Source organism: Heyndrickxia acidiproducens DSM 23148, from assembly GCF_000374345.1.
Taxonomy (GTDB): Bacteria; Bacillota; Bacilli; order Bacillales; family Bacillaceae_C; genus Weizmannia; species Weizmannia acidiproducens.
The window spans coordinates 45,824-72,201 of the sequence record NZ_KB893985.1 but is presented as its reverse complement, the minus strand read 5'-3'; the positions used below and the strand labels follow the sequence as shown (position 1 = coordinate 72,201).

Here is a 26,378-nt window from a genome sequence, read left to right as displayed (position 1 = left end):
AATGTATTACAATATGTTGGTATGAATATTTACGTAAAAGCGATGGATTTGTTACCTGCAGTCAACTTTGGCGCTTAGGAGGTAAATAATTGATGAAAATTTCTTTAAGCAAGATTAAAAGTTTGCTAAATAAAAAGTACTCCCTTTATTTTTTAGCCGTTTTATTATTCTGGTTAAAAACTTATATTGTTTACAGAGCGGAATTTAATTTGGACCTGCAAAACGGAATGCAGAAGTTCCTGCTGGTGATCAATCCGATCAGTTCAGCACTGTTTTTCTTTGCACTCGCCCTATTTTTTAAAGGTAAAATGCGTGCGGGCATGCTGATCGCCGTTGATGCGGTTTTATCTATCCTGCTGTATGCGAACGTATGCTATTACCGTTTCTTTAACGACTTTATCACGATGCCTGTTTTGTCCCAAACAAAAAACTTCGGCGATCTTGGCGGCAGTGCCGTTGCTTTAATGAAACCTTATGATATCCTGTACTTCTTAGATACATTCATCATTGCGGCCTTGATTTTATCGAAAACGGTTAAAGTGAATATGGAAAGAGTCAATCGCCGGTCTCTTACAGGGTTGTGCATTGCCGCTGTTGCTTTTTTTGTCTTTAATCTCGGGCTTGCTGAAGCAGACCGCCCGCAACTTTTGACACGGACGTTCGACCGCAACTATATCGTTAAATATCTTGGTATGTATAATTACACCATTTATGATGCTATTCAAACTACAAAATCAACGGCGCAAAGGGCAATGGCTGACAGCAGCGACGTGAGTGACGTTGAAAACTATGTAAAAGCGAATTATACTGAACCAAACCCTGCGTATTTCGGGAAGGCAAAAGGCATGAACGTGATTTATGTATCACTCGAATCCTTCCAGAATTTCATGATCAATTACAAACTGGATGGCAAAGAAGTTACACCGTTTTTAAACTCGCTGGCAAAAGATAAGAATACTTTCTACTTTGATAACTTTTTCCACCAAACAGGCCAGGGGAAAACATCCGATGCTGAGTTTATGATGGAAAACTCGCTGTTCCCGCTGCCGACAGGTTCAGTCTTTACAACGAAAGCACAGAACACATACCAGGCTGCACCGGCAATCCTGAGCCAGAGAGGTTACACGACAGCTGTATTCCACGGAAACTATAAGACTTTCTGGAACCGTGATGAAATGTATAAATCATTCGGCTATGACCGTTTCTTTGATGCCAAATATTATGATATGAGTGAAGAAAATACGATCAATTACGGCATGAAAGACAAACCGTGGTTTAAAGAATCAATGAAGTATTTAAACAGCCTGCCGCAGCCTTTCTATACAAAGTTTATTACCTTATCAAACCACTTTCCTTTTGAGCTTGATGAACAGGATATAGACTTTCCTAAAGGCGACTTCGGCGATAAGACAGTGAATAATTATTTCCAAACCGCCCACTATATGGACGAAGCAATGAAAGAGTTCTTCACCTATCTGAAACAGTCAGGCCTGTATGACAATACAGTGATTGTGTTATATGGCGACCATTATGGCATCTCGGAAAACCATAATGCTGCGATGGCTAAAGTGCTCGGCGTGGATCAAATTACGCCGTATATCAATGCACAGCTGCAAAAGGTGCCGCTGTTCATCCATGTTCCTGGCGTAAAGGGCGGCGTTAACCATACGTATGGCGGCGAAATTGACGTGATGCCGACAGTGATGCATTTGCTCGGCATTGATACGAAAGATTATATCCAATTCGGCTCAGACCTGTTATCCAAACAGCGCCGCCAGATCATTGCTTTCCGCAATGGGGATTTTGTTTCCAACCAGTATACGCAGGTTTCCGGCACGCTTTATAACACGGCAACCGGCGAAAAAGTGAACGCGAAACTGGGCAAACAGGATGACCGGATTGTAAAAGAGGTCTTGAATCTTTCTGATAAAGTGGTTTACGATGACTTGCTCCGCTTCTACTCTCCAAAAGGGTTTCAAGCAGTGAACCGGAACAATTATGACTATACAAAAGACCAAACAGATATGAACGGTCTGCCTAGAACTTCTGCAACGGACACGTCAAATAGCGGTAAATAAAAAAGCATTCCCGGCAATGGTTCCGGGAATGCTTTTTTTATCGTCTATTGATTTGTTTTCGGGTTGTCCAGTTCTTTTAGTGCCGCCTCAATCCCGTAAACAGGCTTGCGGCATGTAAATTGTTCGCACATATATAAGACGAAAGCATGCGCCGTGTCCAGTTTATCCTGCCAATACGGGCGCGGATGATCAGGATTGGCATCCACATAAACGTCGAAAGGGCGGAATGTGTTATAGAACTGTTTTCTAAAGCACGCTTTATCTTTAGCGGATGTACCGGATACAACGATTTCTTTCCCGCCTGCAACGAGCCCCATTAAGGCTTGCAACATCATTAAAAAGCCGCCCGGGTAGCGTTCTATATCTTGTTGAAAAGCGGATAGAATCGCTTCGGCCTTTTGGCTATATTCCGTTTTGCCTGTCAGTTTTGCGAGGCGGAAGAAGCAAAATGCGGCAATGCTGTTTCCGGAAGGTATCGCATCGTCAAATCCCTGCTTTTGGCGGATCAGCAGCGGCTCACTGTCTGCCGCGGTAAAAAAGAAACCGCCGTTTTCACCGTCACGGAACCGGGCGTCGAGCTCCGTACTTATTTGCTCAGCACGGTCGAGGTAAGATGGATCCGGGTTTGCCGCATAAAGTTCAAGATAAGCCCATAATAAACAGGCATAATCATCAAGGTAAGCGGCATACCGGACATCTCCATCCCTGAAGCGGGCATACAGCCGCCCGTTTTTGCGGAGCCGGGTTTCGATAAAATGAATGGCTTTAAGGGCGGCATCAAGCATTTCCGGTTCATGAAATGCATGGGATGCTTTTGCCAGTGCCGCAATCATCATGGCATTCCAGGCTGTCAGCATTTTATCGTCAAGATGAGGGTAAACCCGTTTTTCCCTTGCAAGTCGCAAGGTTTCGATGCTTGCTGCAAGCCTCTGATGCAATTCCTTTTCACTAAGCCGGTTTTCTTCGGCAATTTCCCTGAAATCCGTCCCAATCAGATTGGGTATGTTTAAACCTTCAAAGTTACCGGAATCTATTATATTGTACACGCGGCAAAAAAGTTCCGCGTCCTGATGTTCAAGCAGGCTGAAAACTTCTGCTTTATGCCAAAGATAGTATTTTCCTTCCCGGCCTTCGCTGTCTGCATCGATTGCAGAGTAAAATCCGCCGCTTTCATCCGTCATTTCCCGGCGTATAAAAGCAGCCAGCCGGTTTGCGATGGATTTCCATTGCCCATCTTTTGTCATTTCATACACATCTGAAAGCGCATAAAGCATCAGCGCCTGGTCGTATAACATTTTTTCAAAATGGGGGACAAGCCATTTCTCATCGGTAGCATAGCGGGAAAACCCGCCGCCGATATGGTCCCAAATCCCGCCTAAAGCCATCGATTCCATTGTTTTCAAAACCATATCAAGCGGTTTTTTATCATCCAGCCAGCTGGAATAGCGGAGCAGGAACATCAGTTGGTGCGGCATCGGAAATTTCGGTGCCTGGTTGAATCCTCCATAAGCAGAGTCAAATGACTGCTCCAGCTGCTGATAAGCCTTGTGGATAGCGCCTTCCCCAACACTGCCTCCCGTCTCTGCCCGGGTATTGGCTGCCAATGCAGCTGTGATTTTAACGGCATACGCTGCAATTTTTCCCTGTTCGTTCCGGTACAACCGCCCTAACTGATCAAGCACTTCCATCAGTCCGGGATGCCCGTATTTGCTGTGTTTTGGGAAATAAGTACCGGCGTAAAACGGCTTTTGGTCCGGGGTAAGAAATACATTCAATGGCCATCCCCCGTGCCCGGTAAGCATTTGGCAAACATTCATGAAGAGCGCGTCAATATCGGGCCGTTCTTCGCGGTCCACTTTAATGGATACAAACGACTGGTTCAGTTTTTCCGCGACTTCGCGGTCTTCAAAGCATTCCGCCTCCATGACATGGCACCAGTGACAAGTCGCTTTGGCTGCCTTACGAGTACCCAATAGATACGAAAACAGGCTTGTTTTCGCGTTTCGCTTTCGCAAAGGCTTCTTCTCCCCAGGCATACCAGTCAACCGGATTATACGCATGCTGCAGCAGGTAAGGGGATTTTTCAGCGATTAATCTATTAGGCTTTTTGTTTGTCGGCATAAAACCACCTTCTTTCTCTTTATAAAATTTACTTTCATTTACCAGTTTACCTCAGCCGGCAGCGGCGGTACAAATGCGCTTCACTTCGGCTGTTAAGTAGGGGATTGGGCCCGGGCTTCCGTTTGTTCCGGCTTTACTGCAAGAAATGTCAAGCCGGCTGCTACAAGGGAAAGGCCGGCCATAATGATCAGACTGATGATCAGGGATTGTTTCATGAAATAGGCCATGAAAAGCGGGCCGCCTGCAACACCGATATAGCGCATGGAACTGTATATGGAACTGATCGTGCCCCTGCATTCTTTTTCTATCGACTGGTTAATTAACGCATCTAAAGGCGGGAGTGAGGCTCCAATTCCAATTCCGCATATCAGAAAAATGCTCATCAAATAAAGAAAGCGGTCTGAAAATGAGATAATCAGAACGGAAGCTCCGATAATAATTGTACTCGAGAAAATAATCCACTTCATTAACACCATATTTTCTTTAATCAGTTTCCCCGTGATATAAGATGACAGGCACAGCGCGGCAAGCGGGACGGCTAAAACAAAGCCTTTTCTTACACCATGGAATTGAAACTGGTCTTCCAAGTTGGTTGATAAGTAAAACAAAACAGCAAATAAGATAAACATCACAATGGCACCGATTGCAAACACCGCCGACAGCCAGCGGTAATGGACGCGGAAAACTTCTTTCGTGTTCTGAATAAATGTTTTTACATCCGGTCCCTGTTTATCGTGGGCTGGTTTTTTAACCAAAAAAGCAACCGAAAGTACGGATATCAGGCAGAATACCGGGATTGCGGCAAACGGCAGAAACCATATAAATCCGGCTAGAATGGAACCGAGGATCGGGCTCAGCACTTTGCCGAATGTATTGGAGGTTTCAATCATACCAAGAGTTGCACTTACATCCCGGTCCCTGTGGAACATATCCCCGACCAGCGGCAGTACAATCGGAGCGGCTCCGGCAGTACCGACCCCCTGCAAAGTCCGGCCGATTAATATAAACGTATACGGATTTTTCATCTGCCAGGCGGCATACGCTGATAAAAGCCCGCCAATTCCGGCAACGATCAGAGAAGGAATAATAATCCTCTTTCTTCCATACCGGTCTGATAGAAAACCTGCAATTGGAATCAGGATGATGGCCACAATCGAGTAAAACGTAATAATATAGCTCGACTGCACTTTTGAAATCCCAAGCTTGTCTTCCATCAAGGGCAGCACCGGGATCAGCATCGAATTTCCAAGCGTCATGATCAGAGGAATGGAAGAAAGCGCAACAATTGCCCAGCGCTTTTGATGGATCTCGTTGTTTATGTCGGATACTGGGGTATGTGAAGTATGTTCCATATCGATAATTCCTTTCCTGTACATTCTATATTACCTTTTTACTATTTGCTGATTTTTATTAAATATGAGTGGAAAAGTTTCCGTACCAGAACTTTTATGAACCTGAAACGCCGGCGTTTTAACAAGCGGGAGACCATAATAACGCACTATGCCTTAAGGCTTGGCAGGGCCAGAAAGGAAAGCCGTAATGAAAAGCGGAAAGGAAAACGGTTTATTTAAAAACAAATGACTAATGATTGAAATTTAATTAAAATTTACTTTTCAAAGATAAGAAATAGTGTATAATTTAAAATAACAAATTGTAGTTTAATTTGGAATTTTGCTTGGCTGGGATTGATGGAACAGTACGCATTTTCCATCCACTTTCAATTACTGCCGACGACGGGGCGGGATGATATTCGGGATCCGGTGGCGGTTACCCATTTGTATTTAATAGATACGCTTGTTAACGGGCGCTTTGACCAGTGGATGACCGTGTTAAAGCACCGATTCCGATGGCGATTATCGCCCCGGATCACACGTTCCAGCATGCTTGAAGTTATGCGCTCCGACTATATCCGGACGGCAAGGGCAAAAGGCATAAAAATATTTTGGACAGTGTACAAACATCAAAATATCCGGAAAGTTCCATACCGGGTTCACTGCTGCAAATCGAAAAAGTACAGCATTCAAGCATGCTGTACTTTTTCGGCGTTTTCTCATGGGATTTTAACAAACAATTGATTGCAATTTCATTTTCTTAGAATAAAATGGACGGCAATGGCGTATGAGGATAGAGGATGGTTCCCTTTACTGTTCTGTTGATTGGCAGAACCGGCTGCTGGGGCAGTTTTCCTTTTTCAATCGTAATATCTATGATTATAATAAGGACAGCAGACCTGAAAAAAGATCGGATCAATAGATAGAAAAGGGGATATTTTGAGATGAAACGAATTCTTTTAGTTGAGGATGAAAAAAATTTAGCGCGCTTTATTGAATTGGAGTTAAACCATGAAGGCTACGAAGTAAAGGTTGCTTATGACGGGCGTTGCGGCCTTCAGTCCGCGCTTGAGGAAGACTGGGACTGCATTCTTCTTGATCTCATGTTGCCGAAACTGAGCGGGCTTGAAGTATGCCGCCGCCTGCGTCAGGAGAAAGAAACACCGGTGATCATGATAACTGCGCGCGACAGCATTATGGACAGAGTCTCCGGGCTTGACCACGGGGCCGATGACTATATCGTAAAGCCGTTCGCCATTGAAGAACTGCTGGCCAGGCTGCGGGCAATCTTCAGGCGGCTTGAATATACTGAACCGAAAGCTTCCATGCTGACAACTTATACGTTCCGCGATCTCGTGGTAGAAAAAGAAAGCAGGCTTGTCAAAAAGGACGGCAAAATCATTGATCTGACAAAACGGGAATATGATTTGCTGTTAACCCTGCTCGAAAATAAGAATATTGTGATGACCCGTGAAGCACTGTTGAACAAAGTATGGGGTTATGAATCGGAAGTGGAAACGAATGTGGTGGATGTGTATATCCGTTATCTTCGCAATAAAATAGATACCCGGGGCCAGGACAGCTATATTCAAACGGTGAGAGGGACAGGATATGTGATGCGTGAATGAAAATAACGATACCGTGGTTCCAGAAAAGTTCACTTAAAATTAAATGGTCCGTCGGCGCGAGCGTGGCCATCTTTTTAACCTTCCTGATTTTCGGTTTTTTACAATATACGCTGATCAGCAGATGGCTCCTGCATGATGAAGCCGCATCCGTTTCACAGGTGCTGGATGACTTAAATGACAGAGGGCAGAATATTGATGATCTCTTGTCCAACCGCACGCTTTTCCAGCAAGTGCTGGAAAAAGGCCAGTCAATCCGGATCCTTGATGAAGATGGCAAAGTATTGCTTGTTGTCAAAAGCATTCACACTACGAATGCAAAAGTGCCTTTTGTTCCTGTCAGCGGCAAAATGGTAAGTCTGACTCATATCGATGACAAAAAAATTATGGTCGGAAGGAGCCCGTTCCATTCCCCGTCTTTCAACGGCTATATAGAAGTGATTGACCCATTAACCAGGTATGAGTACCTAATGAGGAATATGCTGTTTGTTATGATGATTGCCGGCTGTGTCGGCTTGCTTTTAAGTGCTTTTCTCGGCTTTATGATGGCAAAAAATTTCCTGAAGCCATTAAAGAAACTTTCCTCAACCATGCAAAACATCCGCAAAAAAGGATTTCAGGAACGTATGGAGCCGAGCCGGTCGAAAGATGAAATGGGCGAACTCACCAATATTTTTAATGAAATGATGGACCAAATTGAACAGTCTTTCAAGCAGCAGAAACGGTTTGTTGAAGATGCCTCCCACGAATTAAGAACACCTGTGCAAGTAATGGAAGGGCATCTGAATCTTTTGAACCGCTGGGGGAAAAACGATCCGGAAATTTTGGATGAATCCTTGCAGGCCTCTTTGCAGGAACTCAGCCGCATGAAAAAACTGGTGGAAGAGCTGCTCGGATTGTCGCGGGCGGAGGAAATTAAAATTGGGGCAAATGGTGAAACAGCGGATCTTGTAAAAGTGGTAAAACGCGTTATTCGGAATTTCAAAATGATCCACGAAGGGTTTGAATTCAAATTCCAGTATGACCGGAAACAATCCTATCCTATTTTAATCAATGAAAACCACCTTGAACAGGTGCTCGTCATTGTAATGGATAATGCCATTAAATACTCCGCAAGCATTGCGAAAGTGGACATCAGCTTGAAAGCAACAGCAGAAAAAGCCTGCTTGAAAATTAAAGATTACGGTATCGGGATTCCGCAAGAAGATCTGCCGCATATCTTTCACCGCTTTTACCGCGTCGATAAGGCACGGAGCCGTGAAAAAGGCGGGAACGGACTGGGGCTTGCGATCGCAAAACAGCTTGTGGAAGGATATACAGGAACGATTGAAGCAAAAAGTGCGGTCGGAGAAGGCACGGAAATTTTGTTTTCTTTTCCGCTCTATAAAGACCAAGGCAGCTAAAAACAGACGATCATGCTGGAAGAACGAGCGGGGTACAGCCCTGTTCTTTTTCTATTCCGCCTGGAAAAGGGTATCCGGCTACGAAAAGCGAATATCAATTTCGGTCATTTGGTTTTCCGCCTTTTTTACAAAACGCACTTCCAGTATGCCATCCTGATACCGGGCTGTGGTTCCTTTTCTCAGTACCGGAGACGGCAGCTGGATTTCCTGTTCGTCACCTTCAGCAGGGATATGTTTTAAGATGGCTTTATGGGAAGTATGGAAAATTTTCAACTGCTCCAGCCATTCTTTCTGTTGCACCCGAACCCGGACGTAAATAAAATCGAGTGTTTCAAAAACATCTATAATAACAGGATCGGCCTCCGCCTGGCCGGTATCCGACGCCGGACCCTGAGCGCCGGATTCTCCGTTTTGCCCAAACATTTCTTTCCATTGCTCAGGCATCCATTGGGAAAAGGCTTGGCTCATTTGTTCATCCATATTTGGCAGCTGCATATTTTTCATAAATTCGGACACATCCTGGTTAAAAGGGAACGTATTCCAAGGAAACATGCTGACTTTCTCCTTTCATCAATGGGGGAGAAACATGACTGCTGTCTATAAAGTATGTTTGAAAAACGGAAGTGGTGCGTTTCATTAGGCAGATGCCGTCTAATTCCTCAAAAATGATGATGGCAAAAAAAGAAAAATATGCCTGTTTTCCCTGTACATTCAGCACTGAACGACCGTTCATGCAATTTTTAAAAAAATAGAGTTTTTAACTTTATCTATTACGTATACAGTGATAAAATTGTGATTGTAAGCGTTATAGCTTATAAAAATTCTTTATCATTACATAATTTTCATTATTTCTATTTACTGCAAAACAGCAAATGGAAAACAAATGAAAAATGAATAAGGCTTAAGGGCTGGAGGTTTTTCAAAATGAGTGTAAAAACACCAAAGGGTTTTTGGGAAAGTTTTTCAGGACCGAATCTGGGTTATGTCATGGGGTTATATGAACAATACTTGGAAAATCCGGACAGCGTTAGCGAAGAAATGAAGGAGCTGTTTGAACACTGGGGTGCGCCTGTTCTGCCGGCAAGCGGGGAAACGACGCAAGGGCAGGCAGATATATCTTTTCAATTGCCGGCAAACCCGACAATTTTCAGCAAGATAGTGGCTGCAGTGAAACTGGCGGACAATATCCGCACATTCGGACATCTGGCGGCTGATATCAATCCGCTGCGTAAACCGGAACAACATGTAAGGCTGATAGACTTAAGCGAATTTGACTTAACAGAAGAAGATCTGAAAAAAGTGCCGGCATCGTTCATTTGCCCGGATGCTCCGCCAAAAGTAAAAAACGGGCTCGATGCGATCAATTATTTAAAAGAAGTATATACAAAAAAAGTTGCTTTTGAATTTGACCATATTCATGAACTGGAAGAAAAGCACTGGCTGCAGCGTACGGTCGAATCCGGCAATTTCTTTCAGGAGATAAGCAAAGAACAGAAGCTGGAAATTTTAAAACGGCTTACGGATGTCGAAGGATTTGAAAAGTTCATCCACCGCACTTTTGTCGGGCAGAAACGCTTTTCTATTGAAGGACTGGACGCGCTTGTCCCTGTATTGGAGCAAATGATTATTGCCTCGGTTAAATCCGGTGTGAAAACAGTGAACATCGGCATGGCACACAGAGGCCGCCTGAATGTGCTGGCGCATATTTTGGAAAAACCGTATGAATTGATTTTTGCAGAATTTAAACATGCGGCCAACAAGGATCTCATTCCTTCCGAAGGCTCAATCGGAATTACGTACGGATGGACAGGAGATGTCAAATACCATCTTGGTGCAGACCGCAAAGAAAAGAATGGCTGCCCGATGAGTGCAAGAATTGTGCTGGCCAATAATCCGAGCCATTTGGAAGTTGCAGATCCTGTTGTCGAAGGCTATACAAGGGCTGCACAGGACGATCGCAGCACAGCGGGTTATCCGGAACATGATTCGCTCCGTGCGTTTGCAATTTTGGTTCACGGGGATGCCGCATTTGCCGGGCAGGGGATTGTTACTGAAACTTTGAATATGAGTAAGCTGAACGGTTATGGAACCGGCGGCACGATCCATATCATTGCCAATAACAATATCGGTTTTACAACCGAAACCTACGATTCCAGGTCGACAAAATATGCTTCCGATCCGGCAAAGGGCTATGAAATCCCGGTCCTTCATGTAAATGCGGATGATCCGGAAGCATGCGTACAGGCGGCTTTGTTTGCGTACGCTTACCGCGAGCGTTTTCATAAAGATTTTGTAATCGATTTAGTGGGTTACCGCAGATACGGCCATAATGAAATGGATGAACCGATGGCAACCAATCCGATGATGTACAAAAATGTGCAAAAACATCCGACTGTCAGGGTTATTTATGGGGAACGCCTTGAAAAAGAAGGCATCATTCCTGATGGTTATGTAAAAGAACTGGATGAAGCTGTCCGGCACAAGCTTCAGGAAGCATATGACCGGGTACCGGATAACAAGGAAGAACCGGACACGGCAATGGAACCGCCGGAAAATGTCAGAAAAGGCTATTTAAGAATGGAAACGGGTATACCGGAAGAAGAATTAAAAGAATTGAATACGGAACTGCTGGCATGGCCGGAAGATTTCCATGTATTTAAAAAACTGGCGCGGATTTTGAAACGCCGTGAACAAGTATTTGAAGGACAGGGAAAAATTGATTGGGCGCACGCAGAAGCCCTGGCATTCGGGTCGATCTTAAAAGACGGCGTGCCGATCCGCTTTACCGGCCAGGATACACAGCGCGGTACGTTTGCACAGCGCAATCTTGTTCTCCACGATGAAGAAACCGGAAAAGAGTTCATCCCGCACCATCATTTAAAAGGAGCTCATGCATCATTTGCGATTTACAACAGCCCGCTGACTGAAGCCGGGGTTGTCGGTTACGAATATGGCTATAATGTCTTTTCTCCGACGACGCTTGTCATTTGGGAAGCACAGTTCGGTGATTTTGCCAATATGGCACAAGTGATGTTTGACCAGTTTGTTTCTTCCGGCAGGGCTAAATGGGGCCAGAAATCAGGGCTTGTTATGATGCTTCCGCATGGCTATGAAGGCCAGGGCCCGGAACATTCGAGCGGCAGGATGGAACGTTTTCTGCAGCTGGCGGCGGAAAATAACTGGACGGTGGCAAACGTCTCAACAGCCGGACAATATTTTCATATTTTAAGAAGACAAGCGAAATGGCTGAATAAAGAAGAAATCCGGCCGCTTGTGTTAATGACGCCAAAAAGCTTGCTGCGCCATCCGCTTGCATCGGTTGAGCCATCAGTTTTAATCGACGGCCATTTCAATACGGTATTGGAACAGCCGGGGCTCGGGGCACAAAAAGAAAAGGTTGAAAGAATTGTATTGTGCAGCGGGAAAGTGGCCATTGACCTTGAAGAAAAATTAAACAGCACGGCTGATTTAGACTGGCTCCATGTATTAAGGGTTGAACAAGTTTACCCGTTCCCTGAAGATGAAATCAAGGCGGCATTTTCACGCTATCCAAACGTAAAGGAAGTTGTCTGGCTGCAGGAAGAGCCTAAAAATATGGCTTCATGGTTCTTTGTTGAACCGTATTTGCAAAAACTTGCGCCGCAGGGGGCGGAAATTAAATACATCGGGCGGCCAAGGCGTTCAAGCCCGTCTGAAGGCGACCCGGTTATCCATAAAAAAGAACAGAACAGAATTTTAACCGGGGCGCTTTCCCGCTGATTGCCAGAGGCAGCCTGCGCCAAGCGGGCGGCCCGGAATTTTAGCGGAGGCTGAATGGTGGCAATCTGCCGGCAGCAATTCAAGCAGAAGAATGAATATAAAATATAAAAAGAACTTGTAAAAGGGAGGACAACATTGTGGCTGAAGTAAAAGTGCCTGAATTAGCAGAATCTATAACAGAGGGAACCATTGCGCAGTGGCTAAAACACCCGGGGGAACATGTTGATAAAGGAGAATATATTGTTGAACTGGAGACAGATAAAGTAAATGTGGAAGTTATTTCAGAAGAAGAGGGGATAGTCCAATCACTTAAGTTTGAAGAAGGTGACACGGTCCAAGTGGGTGATGTGATTGCAGTCGTAAGTGAAGATGCTGCTGAAGTGGCACCACAGGCAGCTGCGGAAAAGCCGGCGCCTGAAAAAGCGCCGGAAGCAGCTGCCGAGCCGGCTGCTCAGCAGGCTTCACAGCCGCAGGAACCGGCAGCAGAAGAAAAGAAAGAACGGACCATTGCATCCCCGGCGGCCCGCAGACTTGCCCGTGAAAAAGGCATTGATTTGTCGCAAGTTCCGACGGTTGATCCATTAGGAAGAGTAAGAAAACAGGATGTAGATTCATATCAACCTGCAGCCAAACCGGCAGATGCCGCGGCTGCGCCGGCTCAGCCAGCCTTTCCGGCGGCAGTGTCCCAGGAGGCAGGCAAACCGGTTGAACGGATCCGCATGTCGCGCCGCCGCCAGACGATTGCAAAACGGCTGGTTGAAGTAACCCATACAACGGCGATGCTGACAACCTTTAATGAAATTGATATGACAGCAGTAATGGATTTAAGAAAACGCAAAAAAGAACAGTTTTCGAAAGATCATGATGTCCGCCTTGGCTTTATGTCATTCTTTACAAAAGCTGTTGTTGCTGCATTAAAGAAATACCCGTATGTTAATGCCGAAATCCAGGGGAATGAACTGCTGCTGAAAAAATTTTATGATATCGGCGTAGCCGTTTCCACAAATGACGGGCTTGTCGTTCCGGTTGTTCGTGACTGTGACCGCAAGAATTTTGCGGAAATTGAGTCGGACATTGCTGCACTCGCTGTCAAAGCCCGTGATAATAAACTGGCTTTAAGCGATTTGCAGGGCGGAACGTTTACGATCACAAACGGCGGGGTGTTTGGATCCTTATTTTCAACGCCGATCATTAATGGCACCCAGGTCGGGATTCTTGGCATGCACACCATTCAAAAACGCCCTGTTGCTGTTGACGGGGAACGCATTGAAATTCGCCCAATGATGTACGTGGCGCTTTCTTATGACCACAGGGTAATCGACGGGAAAGATGCCGTTGGGTTCCTGAAAACGGTAAAAACATTGCTTGAAAATCCTGAAGACTTGCTATTGGAAGCATAAATTTATACACCATGATAAACAGCACCGGCAATAGCCGGTGCTGTTTCCAGGTTTCAGCTGCTTTTTTTATTTAAGGAATGGCAATCCAGACGCTTTTTACTTCTGTATAGTTATTCAGTGCGTAGGATCCCATCTCGCGGCCGATTCCGGATTGCTTATAGCCGCCGAATGGGGATGCGGCGTCAAAGACATTGTAGCAGTTGACCCAGATGGTGCCGGCGCGGAGCCGGTTGGCAATATAATGGGCGTTTGCAACATTTTCAGTCCAGACTCCTGCTGCAAGCCCGTATTCGCTGTGGTTTGCGCGATCAATTACTTCATCGAGGCTTTCATAAGGCATGGCTGCAATGACCGGGCCGAAGATTTCCTCTTTTGCAATCGTCATTTCATCGCGGACATCCGCAAAAATTGTTGGCTCAACGAAATAGCCTTCTTCACGCGGCTTTTTTCCGCCGGCAACAACCTCGGCCCCTTCAGTAATTCCTCTCTCAATATAATTTAGCACCCTTGCCTGCTGCACATTCGAAACAAGCGGGCCCATTTCAATGTCCCGGCCGAGGCCGAACCCCTGCTTAATGGACCGGGCATGCGAAGCCATATCGCTGACGACATTATCAAAATGCTTCTTTTGGATAAAAACGCGGGATCCGGCACAGCAGACCTGCCCTTGATTGAACATAACGCCGTTCAATGCTCCCGGGATTGCTTTCGTAAGATCTGCGTCAGGGAGAATAATATTTGGCGACTTGCCCCCCAGTTCAAGGGTGACTCTTTTTAAAGTTTTAGAAGCATTGGACATAATCAGTTTGCCCACCTCAGTTGATCCTGTAAAAGCAATTTTATCAACCAAAGGATGGTTCACCAAAGCGCTGCCTGCTGTTTCGCCAAAGCCTGGAACGATGTTGATGACACCGTCCGGGAATCCGGCCGCATCAACCAGCCGGGCAAGATATAAAGCTGACAGAGGGGTTTGTTCCGCAGGTTTTAGCACAATTGTACAGCCGGTGGCAAGCGCGGCACCCATCTTCCACATCGCCATCAAAAGCGGGAAATTCCATGGAATAATTTGTCCGACGACTCCGACCGGTTCATGGCGGGTGTAATTAAAATACGGGCCGTTGACAGGGATCGTCTGCCCAGTGATTTTGGTTGCCCAGCCTGCATAATAGCGCATATGTTCAATGGACAGCGGGATATCGGCGTTTGCAGTTTCACGTATTGGTTTTCCGTTGTCAAGTGTCTCGAGTTGTGCTAAAGCTTCCTGATGCTCCTCGATCAGGTCAGCTAATTTATACATCAGCCGGCTTCTCTCAGCCGCAGCCATACTTGACCACGGGCCATTGTCAAAAGCGTTGCGTGCTGCTTTGACTGCGCGGTCGATGTCTTCTTTTTCTGCTTCATATACTGTTGCCAGCGTTTCACCGGTAGCAGGGTTAGGCGTATCAAATGTTTTTCCCGAAGCACTGTCTGTAAATTGCCCATTGATGTACATTTTTTTGCGGCCCTGAAGAAATTTCTGAACCCTTTGATCTAACTGCACAGTAAATTGTTCCATCGTATTCCCTCCATTGAAAATATTCTTAAAGGATAATGCAGCGGCACAGCCGAAATCATAAACTTCTTTACAAAGCCCAAAAAAGATAAGGATCGGCCGTGACCTGTGTTTCAACCTTAAAATGGCTGGCATAGAAAAATCATGGTGCAATCAAATCTTGTTGATTACGCTTACATACAAAATTCTACTAAAAGTAATTAAATGGATCAATAAAAACTTTTCTAAAAATTAAAACATAAAAAGGGTGAAAATGAGGATATTCGACAAATTTTATAAAAATACCAATTGAAAAGAAGACTGGTTTTCCCACTTTCACATAACGGGAGCAGTTCCAGTAAACATGCAATGTCTGGTCCCGTTATGGAACGCAAGATTGAAATGCCGGCTTACGAAGCAACCTGTGTGTGGCTGTCTGTATATTTATTCATCGGAAATCAATATTCTAAAAAAAGTAACTTTTTTCTCTTTTTATTTTTCTGCAAACATATTATAATAAGCTATATACATAGTAATTTTCTAAATTTAGAAGATTAGAAGAAACGAGGGGATGTTGGTTGACCATTAATGAAAGAATGGCGCTGAAAATCAGGCTGAACCAGCTTGAGAGTGCCGAAATGAGTGTACTGCAAGAGTTCAGAAAAGAAAGGGAATTTATTTTCAAGAGATTAAGAGAATTGGATGAAAAAGAAGCGGTACAATTAAAAGATATATCAGATGATTTTTCAAAGGAATTTTTAAATTACCAATCGTTTTCTTCCGCTGCCTTGGAGGAATTCCCGGGACAGATATTCCAAAGGGACCGGAAGTTACGGAAATCGCGGCCTTCAAGGCGGAGCAAATCCAGTAAAATGAGGGAAGTTGCTATCCATATCCTGCAGGAAAAAGCAGAACCGATCAGAGGCGTTGACTTGCAGCGGATCATCGAAGAAAGGACCGGGTTTAAAATTGCAAATATGACTTCATTCATGAAAACAGTCGAAAAGGTGGATCCCAGAATTTGTAAGCCTAATCGGGGCCTGTACCAATTCCTGAACCCTGTACAGGATGAAGCAGCTGAAAATAAACCGGTACAGGAGGAGCTATCTGCAGAAACGGCGCATCTTGAACCGGAAAAAGCATAAAAACAGAACGGGCATCTTGCCCGTTCTGTTTTTATGCATACATTAAGAATTTGATTCTGTATTTTCTTTAGGCGGATGGGTTTGATAAAACTTTTTCGCCAGCAGCGTCTGTCCGATGAGGAACAGTCCGCCGACCGTCCAGTAAAGCGGCAGTACTGCAGGGGCGGAAAAGGAAACGAATAAAATCATGATCGGTGACATTAATGTCATGTATTTCATTTGTTTTTTCTGTTCTTCCGGAAGCCCGACCAATGAAATCTGGGCTTGGACCAAATAAATGATACCTGCAAGGATCGCCATGGGCAGGTCGGCATGGCCGAGGTTAAACCATAAAAATGAATGGGTGGCAATTTCTTTTGATCCGCGTATTGCATAGTAAAAGCCCATTAATATCGGCATTTGGATCAGAATTGGCAGACAGCCCATGTTTAAAGGATTGACCCCGTGCTTTTGGTACAAACCCATCATTTGCTGTTGCAATTTCGCTTGGTCCTCTTTTGTTTTCGCTGCTTTGATCTTTTTCTGCAATTCGTTCATTTCAGGTTTCAACTTGTCCATTTTTTCTTTCATGATCTGCTGGTTTTTATACGTATGCAAAGTCAACGGCATCAGGATCAGACGGATAACAAGTGTCAAGATGACAATTGCAATGCCGTAATCGCCGTTGCACATCTGGGCTGTCGCCTTGATGACAACGGCAAACGGGCTTACAAAATAATGGTATAGAAATCCATCGTTATTTGCACTGCCTGCTGAACTGGAGCACGCGCTTAGTACGAAAAGCAGACCCACAATTAAAAATGATAAATTAAAAAATCTTTTCATGAAATATCCTCCTTAAATGATGTTCTCTATGCATGTGCTGTAAGTGGAGAATGGTGAACAGCATCGGGATCTTCAGGAGGATATGTTTTCAGTCTGACACAGCTTAAAATCCAAATAATCACTGAATGGCTGCCGCAATTTAAAACCGTCGTGTCCTGAAACGAGCGGTCTATCAGTAACGCCGCCGGTTTAGCTGCAAAATAGGCATTAGGTCTCCCGATTAAGCGGCCGAGATACATTAAACCAGCCGTTAAAACGAGAAAAGAAAGCATATAAATGGCAGGGTCATTCATAAAATCAAGCAAATTTTGAGTCAATGATTTTCACTCACCTTAAAGTAATCAGTCAAAGTATAGCGTAATTCCTTGTTTTTTACAATCAGCATCCACTATTCTAACATATAAGCGGATATTATCCTAAGGTTTTTGAATGCCGGGGCGTTTTCATGATGAAAAAAAGGCCCATTGCTTAATGGGGCCTTCTCCTGCTTTTTTAATTGATTTGGCAATACAGTGCCGGGCAGTTTTCACAGTTGATTTCTTTCTTCAATTCATCCAATTGGTGAATAACGATTTGCTTATTTCTCAGGGAAATCAGTTGATCGCGTTTTAATTCGCTGAGCATCCGGTTGACACTTTCACGGGAAGTCCCGCAAAAATTGGCGAGCTCCTGGTTGGTTAATTGAAAATCAATCTGGATGCCGTCTGCAACTTTTTTTCCGAATGTATTGGCAAGGCGGATTAAAGTTGAGTATAATGCGCCTTTTTTTCCATATAAAATTAAATCGCGGAATTTTGTCTGGCTTTTCCTGTACTGGTCACTGAGCCGCTTTAGCAAGCCCATCATGAAATCTGGTTCTTTTAAAAGCCCCTGTTCCAGCGTCTTTTTATGGATAAAGAAGATGCGGCTGTCATCAAGTGCTTTTGCTGTTACATGGTAAGTGCCGGAATAGGAAAAAAGCGCATCTTCACCTAATAGATCATTTTCTTTGCAAATGCTGAAGGCAAGTTCCCGCCCGTCGGAAGCTATTTTTCCGACTTGAATTTTCCCGTGTATAATCATATGGATTCCGTCCGCTTCCATCCCTTCCTGGAATAAATATTGGCCTTTTTTTATCCAAAATTCCTGGCCGGAGAGGGATAAAAGTTTTTCCAGAAGCGCTTCATTATTCCGGATCATGTCAATTTCTGTTATCATGGTATCACCTGCTTTTTAGCGCATCTCTTCATTTTATTATAAAGTTTCATTTCCAGCGTGTACATAGTAGAATGCTGTAAAACAAGATAAAAAAGAATTTCCTGTTCCACCGGATAGCGTACAGGAAATTCTTTTGGAAAAGCTTTTTATTGAAGTCTTTTTTCAACGATCCGGCAGATTTCATCGGCAGAGAGACCGGATGCCTCAATGACAGATCCTTCTGTCTCCGTATTTTCTATTCCCATCACATCGCTGTCCAAACCGGTGACGACGCAGCAATCGCAGTTTTTCACATCCTGTTCCGTCTGCAATGGCACAACTTGATAGCCCTTTTCTGCTAAGGCATCTTGTACATCTGTCAGAGATTGTTCAACACCAATTTTCGCCATTTTAATGCACCTCCCTGGAATATAGGGTGGCTTTAACAGGGCCAAATATGCATGCCGCGGCGGTTTGGGAAAATCAGGATGCCGGCAGCCTGATTGGAAAGTCCAGGTTAATGAATGTCCTTTTTCTTGAACCTGCCGCCGCGCACCTCAGAAATATTCCCGACCGCGATAAAGGCGCTGGAATCGAATTCTTCCACAATCGATTTTAATTTTGCTTCTTCCAGCCGGGTAATTACACAAAATATGACCTTTTTATTGTCGCCTGTATAAGCACCCTCGCCATTTAAATAGGTGACACCGCGCCCAAGCCTGGCCATAATGGCATCGCCAATCTCATTCATTTGATCACTGATGATCCACACCGATTTGGATTCATCCAGCCCCTGCACGACGACATCAATTGTTTTCGTGCAAATAAAATAGGTAATAACCGAATACATTGCATACTTCCAGCTGAATACAAAGCCCGCGCAGGTAAAAATAAATAAGTTGATGAAGAGAATAATCTCCCCAACTGAGAACGGCAGCCGCTTGTTTAATAAAATGGCTAGCGCTTCTGTCCCATCCAGGCAGCCGCCAAACCGGATCACAAGCCCAATCCCGATTCCGAGAATCATACCGCCGAAAACGGTGCATAACAGCAAATCATCTGTGAATACTTTAACCGGCGTTAAAAGGAAGGTGCTTACTGACATCACTGCGATGCCGTAGAGTGTGGTTAGTGCGAATGTTTTGCCGATTTGTTTATAACCAATATAGAAAAACGGAAGGTTTAAAATGAAAATGAGTGCACCAAGTTTCAAACCGGTTAAGTGGGCAAGAATAATCGAGATGCCTGTGATGCCGCCGTCTAAAATCTTGTTTGGCACAAGAAATAATTCCAGGGCGACCCCCATGATAATGGCGCCGGCACTGACAATAAAAAAACGTTTGACTAATGCCGCCAATTTGTTTTTTTTAGGTTTCATTGGATACTGTTTAATTATCGCTTCTTCCATAGCTATCCCCTTTCCAGTTAGAATTTTATTTGCTTTTCATGTGAATGAATGAACATAGCCCATAAATCTATCGTGCCGGGTGAACAGTCTGTTTTTTGCATAATGGCAGTATTTCCTTTAAAAATTGGCCTGAAAAACCGATGCCGATTTGCACAAAAGAACTTTCAAACGGCTGATGAGAAAAGATGAGGAATAATGAAAATGGGAAGTAATCATTAAATGTCTATATATTAATTATATTACAAACAATAAAGAAAGGAAACTGATATGCTTGGATAAAAAGGCAAGCCTTTACAAGCAGGCTTGCCGGTTTTAGGGATCTTTTAAAGTGTGTCATTTTTCATAGCAGACTTGAAAGCATCTGCCAGGCTGTTGCCAAATGATTCCTCTTTTTTGGTATACTTTTGCAATAATTTCCGTTCCTCGTGTTTGGATACGGTTTTTTTCTTATCCTCTGCTTTTTGGACAATATTACAATGCCGGCATTGGAAGTACAAACCGGATTTGCCATGATGGATTTCCATCTTTTTATGGCAGGTTGGGCAGCGGCGGTTGGACAGTTTCGGGCTTTTGCGCTTTTTAAACCGGCATTCGCGGTTTGAGCAAACGAGCATCTTTCCATCCTTGCCGTGAACTTCCTTCATTAAAGAACCGCATTCCGGGCATTTGGTTCCGGTTAAATTATGAGCGTGGTATTTTTTCTCATTGTTTTGTACTTCGCGCACCAGGCGGGCCGTTTCTTTGCGGATCGTATCCAGAAATTGTTTCGGGTTTCCGTTTCCGCGTGCGATCGATTCCAGTTGTTTTTCCCATTTTGCCGTCAGCTCGGGGGATTTCAGCTCGTCATTGACAAGCTCAATCAGCTGCTTGCCTTTAGGTGTCGGCACCAAGCGGCCGTTTTCACGCTGGATCGTTTCGGAGGTGACGAGCCTTTCGATGATCTCTGCACGCGTTGCCGGCGTACCGAGCCCGAATTTTTCCATTTTATAAAGGATATCCGCTTCCGAAAAGCGTTTTGGTGCTTCTGTTAAATGCGGTTTGAGCAGGAGCTGTTCGAGTTTAAATGTTTTTCCTTTTTTGATCGCAATGAGCGCCTGATTTTCCCGGCCGGCATCTTGATACAGAATGGCAGTGAAGCCCGGGTTTTTCTGGACGATTGTTTTTCCGGTGAACGTGCTGCCTGCTGCGGTTAATTTAAATTGGATGGTGTCGTACTGGTGCACCGGATAAAACAAAGTCAGGAACCGAACCACGATCATACCATATAATTTCCGCTCATCCGCCGATAAAGAAGACAAGGACGGACGCTGGTCAGTCGGGATGATCGCATGGTGGTCGGTCACCTTTGCATCATTAATAACACGTTTGGCCATGATTTTCCCTCTCCGGCCGAGAACCGGCTGGATTTCTTCTTTATAAGCATCTTTCAATGCAAGCAGGCGGTCATACATTGTGTTTTCCATGTCTTTTGTCAAGTACTTCGAATCTGTCCGCGGATAAGTGACAAGCTTATGTTGTTCGTATAAATTCTGAAGCACATTCAACGTTTTTTTCGCGGTAAAACCAAAGCGGTGGTTCGCGTCACGCTGCAGCTCGGTTAAATCGTACGGCAGAGGCTGCTGTTCGGTTTTTTCTTTGCGGACAACAGCCGTGACTTCTGCAGTCTGACCTGACAACGCATTGTACAAATCCTTTGCCTTCTGCTCGTCAAACAGCCGTTTTTCGCCGTTCTGTTCATAAGTCACCTGCAGTTTGCCCGCGACGGCTTCAAGCGTCCAATATTTTTTCGGCACAAACGACTGGATTTCTTTTTCCCGTTCCAATACCATGGCGAGGGTAGGTGTCTGGACGCGCCCCGCAGACAGCGGGTCATTATATTTTACAGTTAAAGCGCGCGACACATTCAATCCGATCAGCCAGTCCGCTTCACTGCGGCAGACAGCGGATTGGTACAAGTGGTCGTATTGCTTTGCCGGTTTTAAATGATTAAAACCGTCTCTGATTGCTTTATCTGTCTGCGAAGAAATCCACAACCTCTGCACCGGTTTTTTCCAGCGCATTTTTTCCAAAATCCAGCGTGCGACAAGTTCGCCTTCCCGGCCGGCGTCTGTTGCGATAATCAGATTTTTTATATCGCTTCTTTTGCCAAGCTGCTCAATTGCTTTATATTGCTGGTACGTTTGCCGGATTGGTTTTGTCCGCATCTTGTCAGGGATAATCGGCAGATCCTCCATGCGCCATTCTTTATATTTTGGATCGTAGTCTTCCGGCATTTTCAGTTCGATCAAATGGCCGAGCGCCCATGTGACAATGTATTTCGGGCCTTCAATATAACGTTTTTTGTTATCCTTGCAGCCGAGTACGCGCGCCAATTCGCGGGCGACACTCGGCTTTTCTGCCAAAACGAGTGATTTCATGTGAACACCTTTCTTTCTATTCCTATATATCTAGTATAACGTAAACAAACCCGCGGACAAAATCCTATTCATTCCATAGCCACAGTGGAAACTTTTGAAATCCCGGCAGCAATCTGTTAAAATACATCTCTGTAAGAGAAGAGTGTATGAAAATCCAGCCTACATTATATCTTGCAAATATAAATCGATAGGTGGTAAAGAAAGTGGAGAAAACAAAACCGTACAGAGTATTATTGTATTACAAGTATGTTGAAATTGAAAACCCGGAAGAATTTGCAGCGGAACATTTAAAGTTTTGCAAAGAGACCGGGTTAAAGGGACGCATTCTTGTCGCGAAAGAAGGGATCAATGGCACTGTTTCCGGAACGGTTGCACAGACAGAAAAGTATAAGGAAATGATGCACAATGATCCGCGTTTTGCCAGCATGGTTTTTAAAGAAGACGAAGCAGAGGGTCATGCATTTAAAAAAATGCATGTGCGCCCGCGCAAAGAGCTTGTCACATTGCGCCTTGAACGGGATATTAATCCAAATGAAAAAACCGGCAAATACCTGTCGCCGAAAGCATTTTACGAAGCGCTCCGTGATGAAGATACACTTGTTTTGGATGCGCGCAACGATTATGAGTATGACCTCGGCCATTTCAGGGGGGCAGTACGGCCGGATATTAAAACGTTCCGTGAACTGCCGGAATGGGTTCGTGAACATAAAAATGAGCTGAAAGGCAAAAAAATTGTAACATACTGCACCGGTGGTATCCGCTGCGAAAAGTTTTCGGGCTGGCTGTTGGAAGAGGGATTTGAAGATGTTGCACAGCTGCACGGCGGGATAGTCACATACGGAAAAGACCCGCAAACGCAGGGTGAGCTTTGGGATGGGAAACTGTATGTCTTTGACCAGCGGATTGCCGTTCCTGTCAACCACAAAGAACATGTCATTGTCGGCAGGGACTATTTTACCGGCGAACCTTGTGAACGCTATGTGAATTGCGCAAACCCGGAATGCAACAAGCAATTTTTATGCTCGGAAGAAAATGAACATAAATATATGCGGAGCTGTTCGCATGAGTGCCGGGTCTCCCCAAACAACCTGTATGTCAAGGAACACAATATGACAGAAGCGGAAATCGCGGAGCGTCTGCGTGTCATTGAAGAAGATACAGCAATAGGCAAATAAACGAAAAAAAGATAGCTTGATAATGGCTATCTTTTTTTATATAGGGACAAGATATAGGTGCATATATCAGGGGCAGGTAAACTGTTTGGCTTGCTAACTGGCTGATTATGGAATAAAATTACATTTAAAAGTATACGGGCGTGGCCGGGCAGCTGTTCTGTAAGTCGATGACTGCTTTAGCTTTATTATTAATATAAAGAGGTGAAATGCGTGATTGAGTTTCAACATGTTTCAAAAAAGTACGGGGACGGGTTTACTGCCATTAAAGATTTGAACCTTACCATCCAGGATGATGAATTGCTTGTTTTAATCGGTCCAAGCGGCTGCGGAAAAACGACGACAATGAAAATGATCAACCGGCTGATAGAGCCATCAGGCGGGAAAATTCTGATTGATGGGGAAGACATTTCAAAGAAAAACCCGGTTCAATTGCGGCGGAATATCGGATATGTGATCCAGCAAATCGGGCTTATGCCGCATATGACCATCCGGGAAAACGTAGGGCTTGTGCCGAAACTAAAAAAATGGGATGAAAAAAAGTATGTTGATAAAGTAGATGAGCTGATTGCAATGGTGGGACTGGACCCAAAAGAGGTGGGGGAACGCTATCCCGGTGAACTTTCGGGCGGCCAGCAGCAGAGGATCGGTGTCATCCGCGCGCTTGCAGCCGAGCCGGAAGTAATTTTAATGGATGAGCCCTTCAGCGCGCTTGATCCAATCAGCCGTGAACAGCTGCAGGACGAATTATCAAGGCTGCATCAGGAATTGAAAAAAACGATCGTTTTTGTCACCCATGATATGGACGAGGCAATAAAAATCGGTGACCGTATTTGTTTGATGAAAAGCGGGGAAATTGTCCAGCTGGATAAACCGGAAGTGATTTTGCGCCACCCTGCAAACGAGTTTGTCCGTACTTTTATCGGCGAAGAACGTTTGCAGGATACCGCTGTTCTGCCGAATTTAGAGACATTCATGATCCCCCCGGTAACCGCTCTTCCGACCAGAGGGCTTGCCGAAGCTTTAAAATTTATGCGCCATAAACGGGTTGACCATTTGGTAATAGAAGACCGTAATAAAAAATATTACGGCGTGGTCAATATATGGGATATGAGAAGAGCTTATGCAGATGAAAACTTAACGTTGAAAGATATTATCCAAAAGGATTATCCAACCATTTCTGTTGACGATACACCTGAAAAAGCATTGCAGATGGTAAATGAATCCAGAACAGGCTTTATTCCTGTTCTTGACCGGGACGAAGTGGTGAGAGGGATCATAAACCGCTCCAGCATTGTCAATTATGTTGCGAGCCAATTCCCGGTGGAGGAAGGAGCGGCCGAAAATGAAAACCTTTTGGAATGAAGCATCCGGCATTTTAACGAACAGATGGGATGAAATCTGGAGCCTTTTGGTTGAACATCTGTATTTGTCTTTGATATCCATTGCGATAGCCATTGCCATTGCGGTACCACTTGGCATTTTTCTAACCCGGCACAGAAAATTGGCTGATCCGGTCATTGGGGTTGCCTCGGCGGTTCAAACGATTCCAAGCCTTGCACTGCTTGTATTTCTTGTGCCTTTTATTGGAACAGGTAAGCCGCCGGCGATTGTGGCCTTAACCATTTACGGGCTTTTGCCGATTTTGAGGAATACATACCTGGGTATTTTGGGCGTGAACCGGAGTACAGTGGAGGCCGGAATCGGCATGGGCATGACAAGCAGGCAGGTATTATGGATTGTCGAATTGCCGCTTGCTCTCAATGTGATCATGGGCGGGATCCGCACGGCTTCTGTCCTGGTTGTCGGGGTGGCAACGATGGCAGGGTTAATCGGTGCCGGCGGTCTTGGCGATCTGATTTTCAGAGGGCTGCAAACGTACAATACCGGCCTGATTTTAGCCGGCGCCATTCCTTCAGCCGTCATTGCAATTGTGATCGACCAGGTATTAATGCGCATTGAAGGCCGGGCAAAACCAGGTGTAAAAAGAAGGAAAATTCCCAAAAACGTAAAAATTGTGCTGACAGCCATCCTGGCGGCCATTATTATTGGTGCTGCTGTTTTCGGTGTTTACCGGGCGAGGCAGGCTTCTGATAAGATCGTGATAACCGGCAAAAACTTCACCGAACAAGAAATCCTCGTCCATATTTATGGAAAATTGATTGAAAACCGCACGAATCTAAACGTTGATTATAAATCCTTTGTCAGCGGCACGACCCCGGTATTTCAAGGCATGACAAGAGGAGATTATGATCTTTATGTTGAGTATACCGGTACCGGACTTGTCAATATTTTGAAAGAAGATGCCACGTCAACAGACCCGGACAAGGTCTATGACCGTGTGAAAAAGCAATTTAAAGATAAGTACGGGATCGTCTGGCTAAAACCGATTGGCTTTAATAACACGTACTCGCTGACAATCCGAAAAAATGATGCCAAGAAATGGAAGATCAAAACCATTTCAGATCTTGCACGAAAAGCGCCGGCATTGAATTTTTCATCAGAAGCGGAATTTTTGGAAAGAAAAGACGGGTACCCGGCGTTAAAAGAAGCGTACGGCATTCAATTTAAAAACACATCAACAATGGACGCAGGCATCATGTACACGGCGTTGAAAAACCGTAAGACAGATGTCATTGATGCCTTCACAACAGACGGGCGGATACCAGCCTTCCATTTATATGTGCTGGAAGATGATAAGCATGTTTTCCCGCCGTATAATGCTGCACCGGTTATTCGCGAAGAGGTTTTAAAGAAACATCCGGAATTGAAAAATGTGATCAACCTGCTTGCGGGAAAAATCAACAATGAAAAAATGCAAGAGCTTAATGCGAAGGTAGATTTGCAAAAGAAAGACTATGATGATGTGGCACAGGAATTTCTTGAGCAGGAAGGATTGCTGAAATAGCACATGCTGTTGTAAAGGAACGATCAGGCATAAATGAAAGGCTGCGGAATCAGGGGAGCATCCCCTGTTTCTGCAGCCT

General features: G+C 44.7%; 20 protein-coding genes and 1 pseudogene. 10 read left to right on the top strand and 11 right to left on the bottom strand.

Going from position 1 to position 26,378, the window contains the following annotated elements; all coding sequences use genetic code 11:
• The first annotated feature begins 92 nt into the window (after positions 1–92).
• Positions 93–2,078 carry a lipoteichoic acid synthase gene (ltaS, locus tag C232_RS0105780; RefSeq protein ID WP_018662237.1) on the top strand — a complete coding sequence of 662 codons (1,986 nt, stop codon included), beginning with the start codon at positions 93–95 and terminating at the stop codon, positions 2,076–2,078.
• 44 nt (positions 2,079–2,122) lie between these two features.
• On the opposite strand, the gene C232_RS0105775 is transcribed toward ltaS, so the two are convergent.
• The 3 genes from C232_RS0105775 to C232_RS0105765 form a co-directional block, all read right to left on the bottom strand.
• On the bottom strand, positions 2,123–4,093 hold the full coding sequence (locus C232_RS0105775; RefSeq protein WP_169338745.1) for a thioredoxin domain-containing protein: 1,971 nt from the start codon (positions 4,091–4,093) through the stop codon (positions 2,123–2,125).
• Positions 4,038–4,199, bottom strand: coding sequence for a DUF255 domain-containing protein (locus C232_RS20365; RefSeq protein WP_018662233.1), 162 nt, complete (start codon positions 4,197–4,199; stop codon positions 4,038–4,040). The genes C232_RS0105775 and C232_RS20365 overlap by 56 nt, the downstream gene beginning before the upstream one ends.
• Positions 4,200–4,291: 92 nt before the next feature.
• A complete protein-coding gene (locus C232_RS0105765) occupies positions 4,292–5,551 on the bottom strand; it encodes an MFS transporter (RefSeq protein ID WP_018662230.1) in 1,260 nt (419 codons plus the stop codon).
• Between the two features lie 324 nt (positions 5,552–5,875).
• Between C232_RS0105765 and C232_RS20460 the strand changes: the two are divergent.
• The 3 genes and pseudogenes from C232_RS20460 to C232_RS0105745 form a co-directional block, all read left to right on the top strand.
• A pseudogene (locus C232_RS20460) lies at positions 5,876–6,160 on the top strand (peptide ABC transporter permease); the annotation flags it as partial.
• 314 nt (positions 6,161–6,474) lie between these two features.
• Positions 6,475–7,158 (top strand): response regulator transcription factor, encoded by a 684-nt coding sequence (locus tag C232_RS0105750; RefSeq protein WP_018662223.1) that lies wholly within the window; start codon positions 6,475–6,477, stop codon positions 7,156–7,158.
• Positions 7,155–8,558, top strand: coding sequence for a HAMP domain-containing histidine kinase (locus C232_RS0105745; protein WP_018662222.1), 1,404 nt, complete (start codon positions 7,155–7,157; stop codon positions 8,556–8,558). The genes C232_RS0105750 and C232_RS0105745 overlap by 4 nt, the downstream gene beginning before the upstream one ends.
• Positions 8,559–8,636: 78 nt before the next feature.
• Here the strand turns inward: C232_RS0105745 and C232_RS0105740 are convergent, their stop codons facing one another.
• Complete coding sequence (locus C232_RS0105740; RefSeq protein WP_018662220.1) at positions 8,637–9,110, bottom strand: Hsp20/alpha crystallin family protein; 474 nt, start codon at positions 9,108–9,110, stop codon at positions 8,637–8,639.
• A 372-nt stretch (positions 9,111–9,482) separates the two neighbouring features.
• Here C232_RS0105740 and C232_RS0105735 point away from each other — a divergent pair, with 372 nt between their 5' ends.
• Positions 9,483–12,317, top strand: a complete 2,835-nt coding sequence (locus C232_RS0105735; RefSeq protein ID WP_018662218.1) for a 2-oxoglutarate dehydrogenase E1 component — start codon at positions 9,483–9,485, stop codon at positions 12,315–12,317.
• A gap of 137 nt (positions 12,318–12,454) precedes the next feature.
• Complete coding sequence (odhB, locus tag C232_RS0105730) at positions 12,455–13,717, top strand: 2-oxoglutarate dehydrogenase complex dihydrolipoyllysine-residue succinyltransferase (RefSeq protein ID WP_018662216.1); 1,263 nt, start codon at positions 12,455–12,457, stop codon at positions 13,715–13,717.
• Positions 13,718–13,787: 70 nt separating this feature from the next.
• Here the strand turns inward: odhB and C232_RS0105725 are convergent, their stop codons facing one another.
• Complete coding sequence (locus C232_RS0105725) at positions 13,788–15,272, bottom strand: aldehyde dehydrogenase family protein (protein WP_018662214.1); 1,485 nt, start codon at positions 15,270–15,272, stop codon at positions 13,788–13,790.
• Positions 15,273–15,826: 554 nt separating this feature from the next.
• Between C232_RS0105725 and C232_RS0105720 the strand changes: the two genes are divergently transcribed.
• Positions 15,827–16,393: a Rok-like winged helix domain-containing protein gene (locus C232_RS0105720; protein ID WP_018662212.1), complete on the top strand. Its 567-nt coding sequence runs from the start codon at positions 15,827–15,829 to the stop codon at positions 16,391–16,393.
• A 42-nt stretch (positions 16,394–16,435) separates the two neighbouring features.
• Here C232_RS0105720 and yidC read toward each other — a convergent pair whose 3' ends face one another.
• The 6 genes from yidC to C232_RS0105690 all read right to left on the bottom strand — a co-directional run bounded on the left by yidC (position 16,436) and on the right by C232_RS0105690 (position 22,219).
• On the bottom strand, positions 16,436–17,218 hold the full coding sequence (yidC, locus tag C232_RS0105715) for a membrane protein insertase YidC (protein WP_018662210.1): 783 nt from the start codon (positions 17,216–17,218) through the stop codon (positions 16,436–16,438).
• A 26-nt stretch (positions 17,219–17,244) separates the two neighbouring features.
• Positions 17,245–17,535 carry a hypothetical protein gene (locus C232_RS0105710; RefSeq protein WP_018662208.1) on the bottom strand — a complete coding sequence of 97 codons (291 nt, stop codon included), beginning with the start codon at positions 17,533–17,535 and terminating at the stop codon, positions 17,245–17,247.
• A gap of 175 nt (positions 17,536–17,710) precedes the next feature.
• Positions 17,711–18,415 (bottom strand): Crp/Fnr family transcriptional regulator, encoded by a 705-nt coding sequence (locus C232_RS0105705; RefSeq protein WP_018662206.1) that lies wholly within the window; start codon positions 18,413–18,415, stop codon positions 17,711–17,713.
• A 146-nt stretch (positions 18,416–18,561) separates the two neighbouring features.
• Positions 18,562–18,804, bottom strand: coding sequence for a YkuS family protein (locus C232_RS0105700; protein ID WP_018662201.1), 243 nt, complete (start codon positions 18,802–18,804; stop codon positions 18,562–18,564).
• Between the two features lie 107 nt (positions 18,805–18,911).
• Entirely contained in the window at positions 18,912–19,802 is an 891-nt protein-coding gene (locus C232_RS0105695) for a YitT family protein (protein ID WP_018662199.1), read from the bottom strand.
• A 323-nt stretch (positions 19,803–20,125) separates the two neighbouring features.
• Positions 20,126–22,219, bottom strand: a complete 2,094-nt coding sequence (locus C232_RS0105690) for a DNA topoisomerase III (RefSeq protein ID WP_018662197.1) — start codon at positions 22,217–22,219, stop codon at positions 20,126–20,128.
• A 203-nt stretch (positions 22,220–22,422) separates the two neighbouring features.
• Between C232_RS0105690 and trhO the strand changes: the two genes are divergently transcribed.
• From trhO to C232_RS20455, 3 genes are all read left to right on the top strand, one after another.
• Positions 22,423–23,394, top strand: a complete 972-nt coding sequence (gene trhO, locus C232_RS0105685) for an oxygen-dependent tRNA uridine(34) hydroxylase TrhO (RefSeq protein WP_018662195.1) — start codon at positions 22,423–22,425, stop codon at positions 23,392–23,394.
• A 210-nt stretch (positions 23,395–23,604) separates the two neighbouring features.
• Positions 23,605–24,756 (top strand): ABC transporter ATP-binding protein, encoded by a 1,152-nt coding sequence (locus tag C232_RS0105680; RefSeq protein WP_018662194.1) that lies wholly within the window; start codon positions 23,605–23,607, stop codon positions 24,754–24,756.
• Positions 24,737–26,299 carry a glycine betaine ABC transporter substrate-binding protein gene (locus C232_RS20455; protein ID WP_018662192.1) on the top strand — a complete coding sequence of 521 codons (1,563 nt, stop codon included), beginning with the start codon at positions 24,737–24,739 and terminating at the stop codon, positions 26,297–26,299. The genes C232_RS0105680 and C232_RS20455 overlap by 20 nt, the downstream gene beginning before the upstream one ends.
• Positions 26,300–26,378 lie beyond the last annotated feature (79 nt).

Excerpts from the sequence above, each read along its gene's own strand:
- ltaS (WP_018662237.1), top strand. The coding sequence starts at position 93 with ATGAAAATTTCTTTAAGCAAGATTAAAAGTTTGCTAAATAAAAAGTAC.
- C232_RS20365 (WP_018662233.1), bottom strand. The coding sequence starts at position 4,199 with ATGCCGACAAACAAAAAGCCTAATAGATTAATCGCTGAAAAATCCCCT.
- C232_RS0105765 (WP_018662230.1), bottom strand. The coding sequence starts at position 5,551 with ATGGAACATACTTCACATACCCCAGTATCCGACATAAACAACGAGATC.
- C232_RS0105750 (WP_018662223.1), top strand. The coding sequence starts at position 6,475 with ATGAAACGAATTCTTTTAGTTGAGGATGAAAAAAATTTAGCGCGCTTT.
- C232_RS0105745 (WP_018662222.1), top strand. The coding sequence starts at position 7,155 with ATGAAAATAACGATACCGTGGTTCCAGAAAAGTTCACTTAAAATTAAA.
- C232_RS0105740 (WP_018662220.1), bottom strand. The coding sequence starts at position 9,110 with ATGTTTCCTTGGAATACGTTCCCTTTTAACCAGGATGTGTCCGAATTT.
- C232_RS0105735 (WP_018662218.1), top strand. The coding sequence starts at position 9,483 with ATGAGTGTAAAAACACCAAAGGGTTTTTGGGAAAGTTTTTCAGGACCG.
- C232_RS0105725 (WP_018662214.1), bottom strand. The coding sequence starts at position 15,272 with ATGGAACAATTTACTGTGCAGTTAGATCAAAGGGTTCAGAAATTTCTT.
- yidC (WP_018662210.1), bottom strand. The coding sequence starts at position 17,218 with ATGAAAAGATTTTTTAATTTATCATTTTTAATTGTGGGTCTGCTTTTC.
- C232_RS0105705 (WP_018662206.1), bottom strand. The coding sequence starts at position 18,415 with ATGATAACAGAAATTGACATGATCCGGAATAATGAAGCGCTTCTGGAA.
- C232_RS0105700 (WP_018662201.1), bottom strand. The coding sequence starts at position 18,804 with ATGGCGAAAATTGGTGTTGAACAATCTCTGACAGATGTACAAGATGCC.
- C232_RS0105695 (WP_018662199.1), bottom strand. The coding sequence starts at position 19,802 with ATGGAAGAAGCGATAATTAAACAGTATCCAATGAAACCTAAAAAAAAC.
- C232_RS0105690 (WP_018662197.1), bottom strand. The coding sequence starts at position 22,219 with ATGAAATCACTCGTTTTGGCAGAAAAGCCGAGTGTCGCCCGCGAATTG.
- C232_RS20455 (WP_018662192.1), top strand. The coding sequence starts at position 24,737 with ATGAAAACCTTTTGGAATGAAGCATCCGGCATTTTAACGAACAGATGG.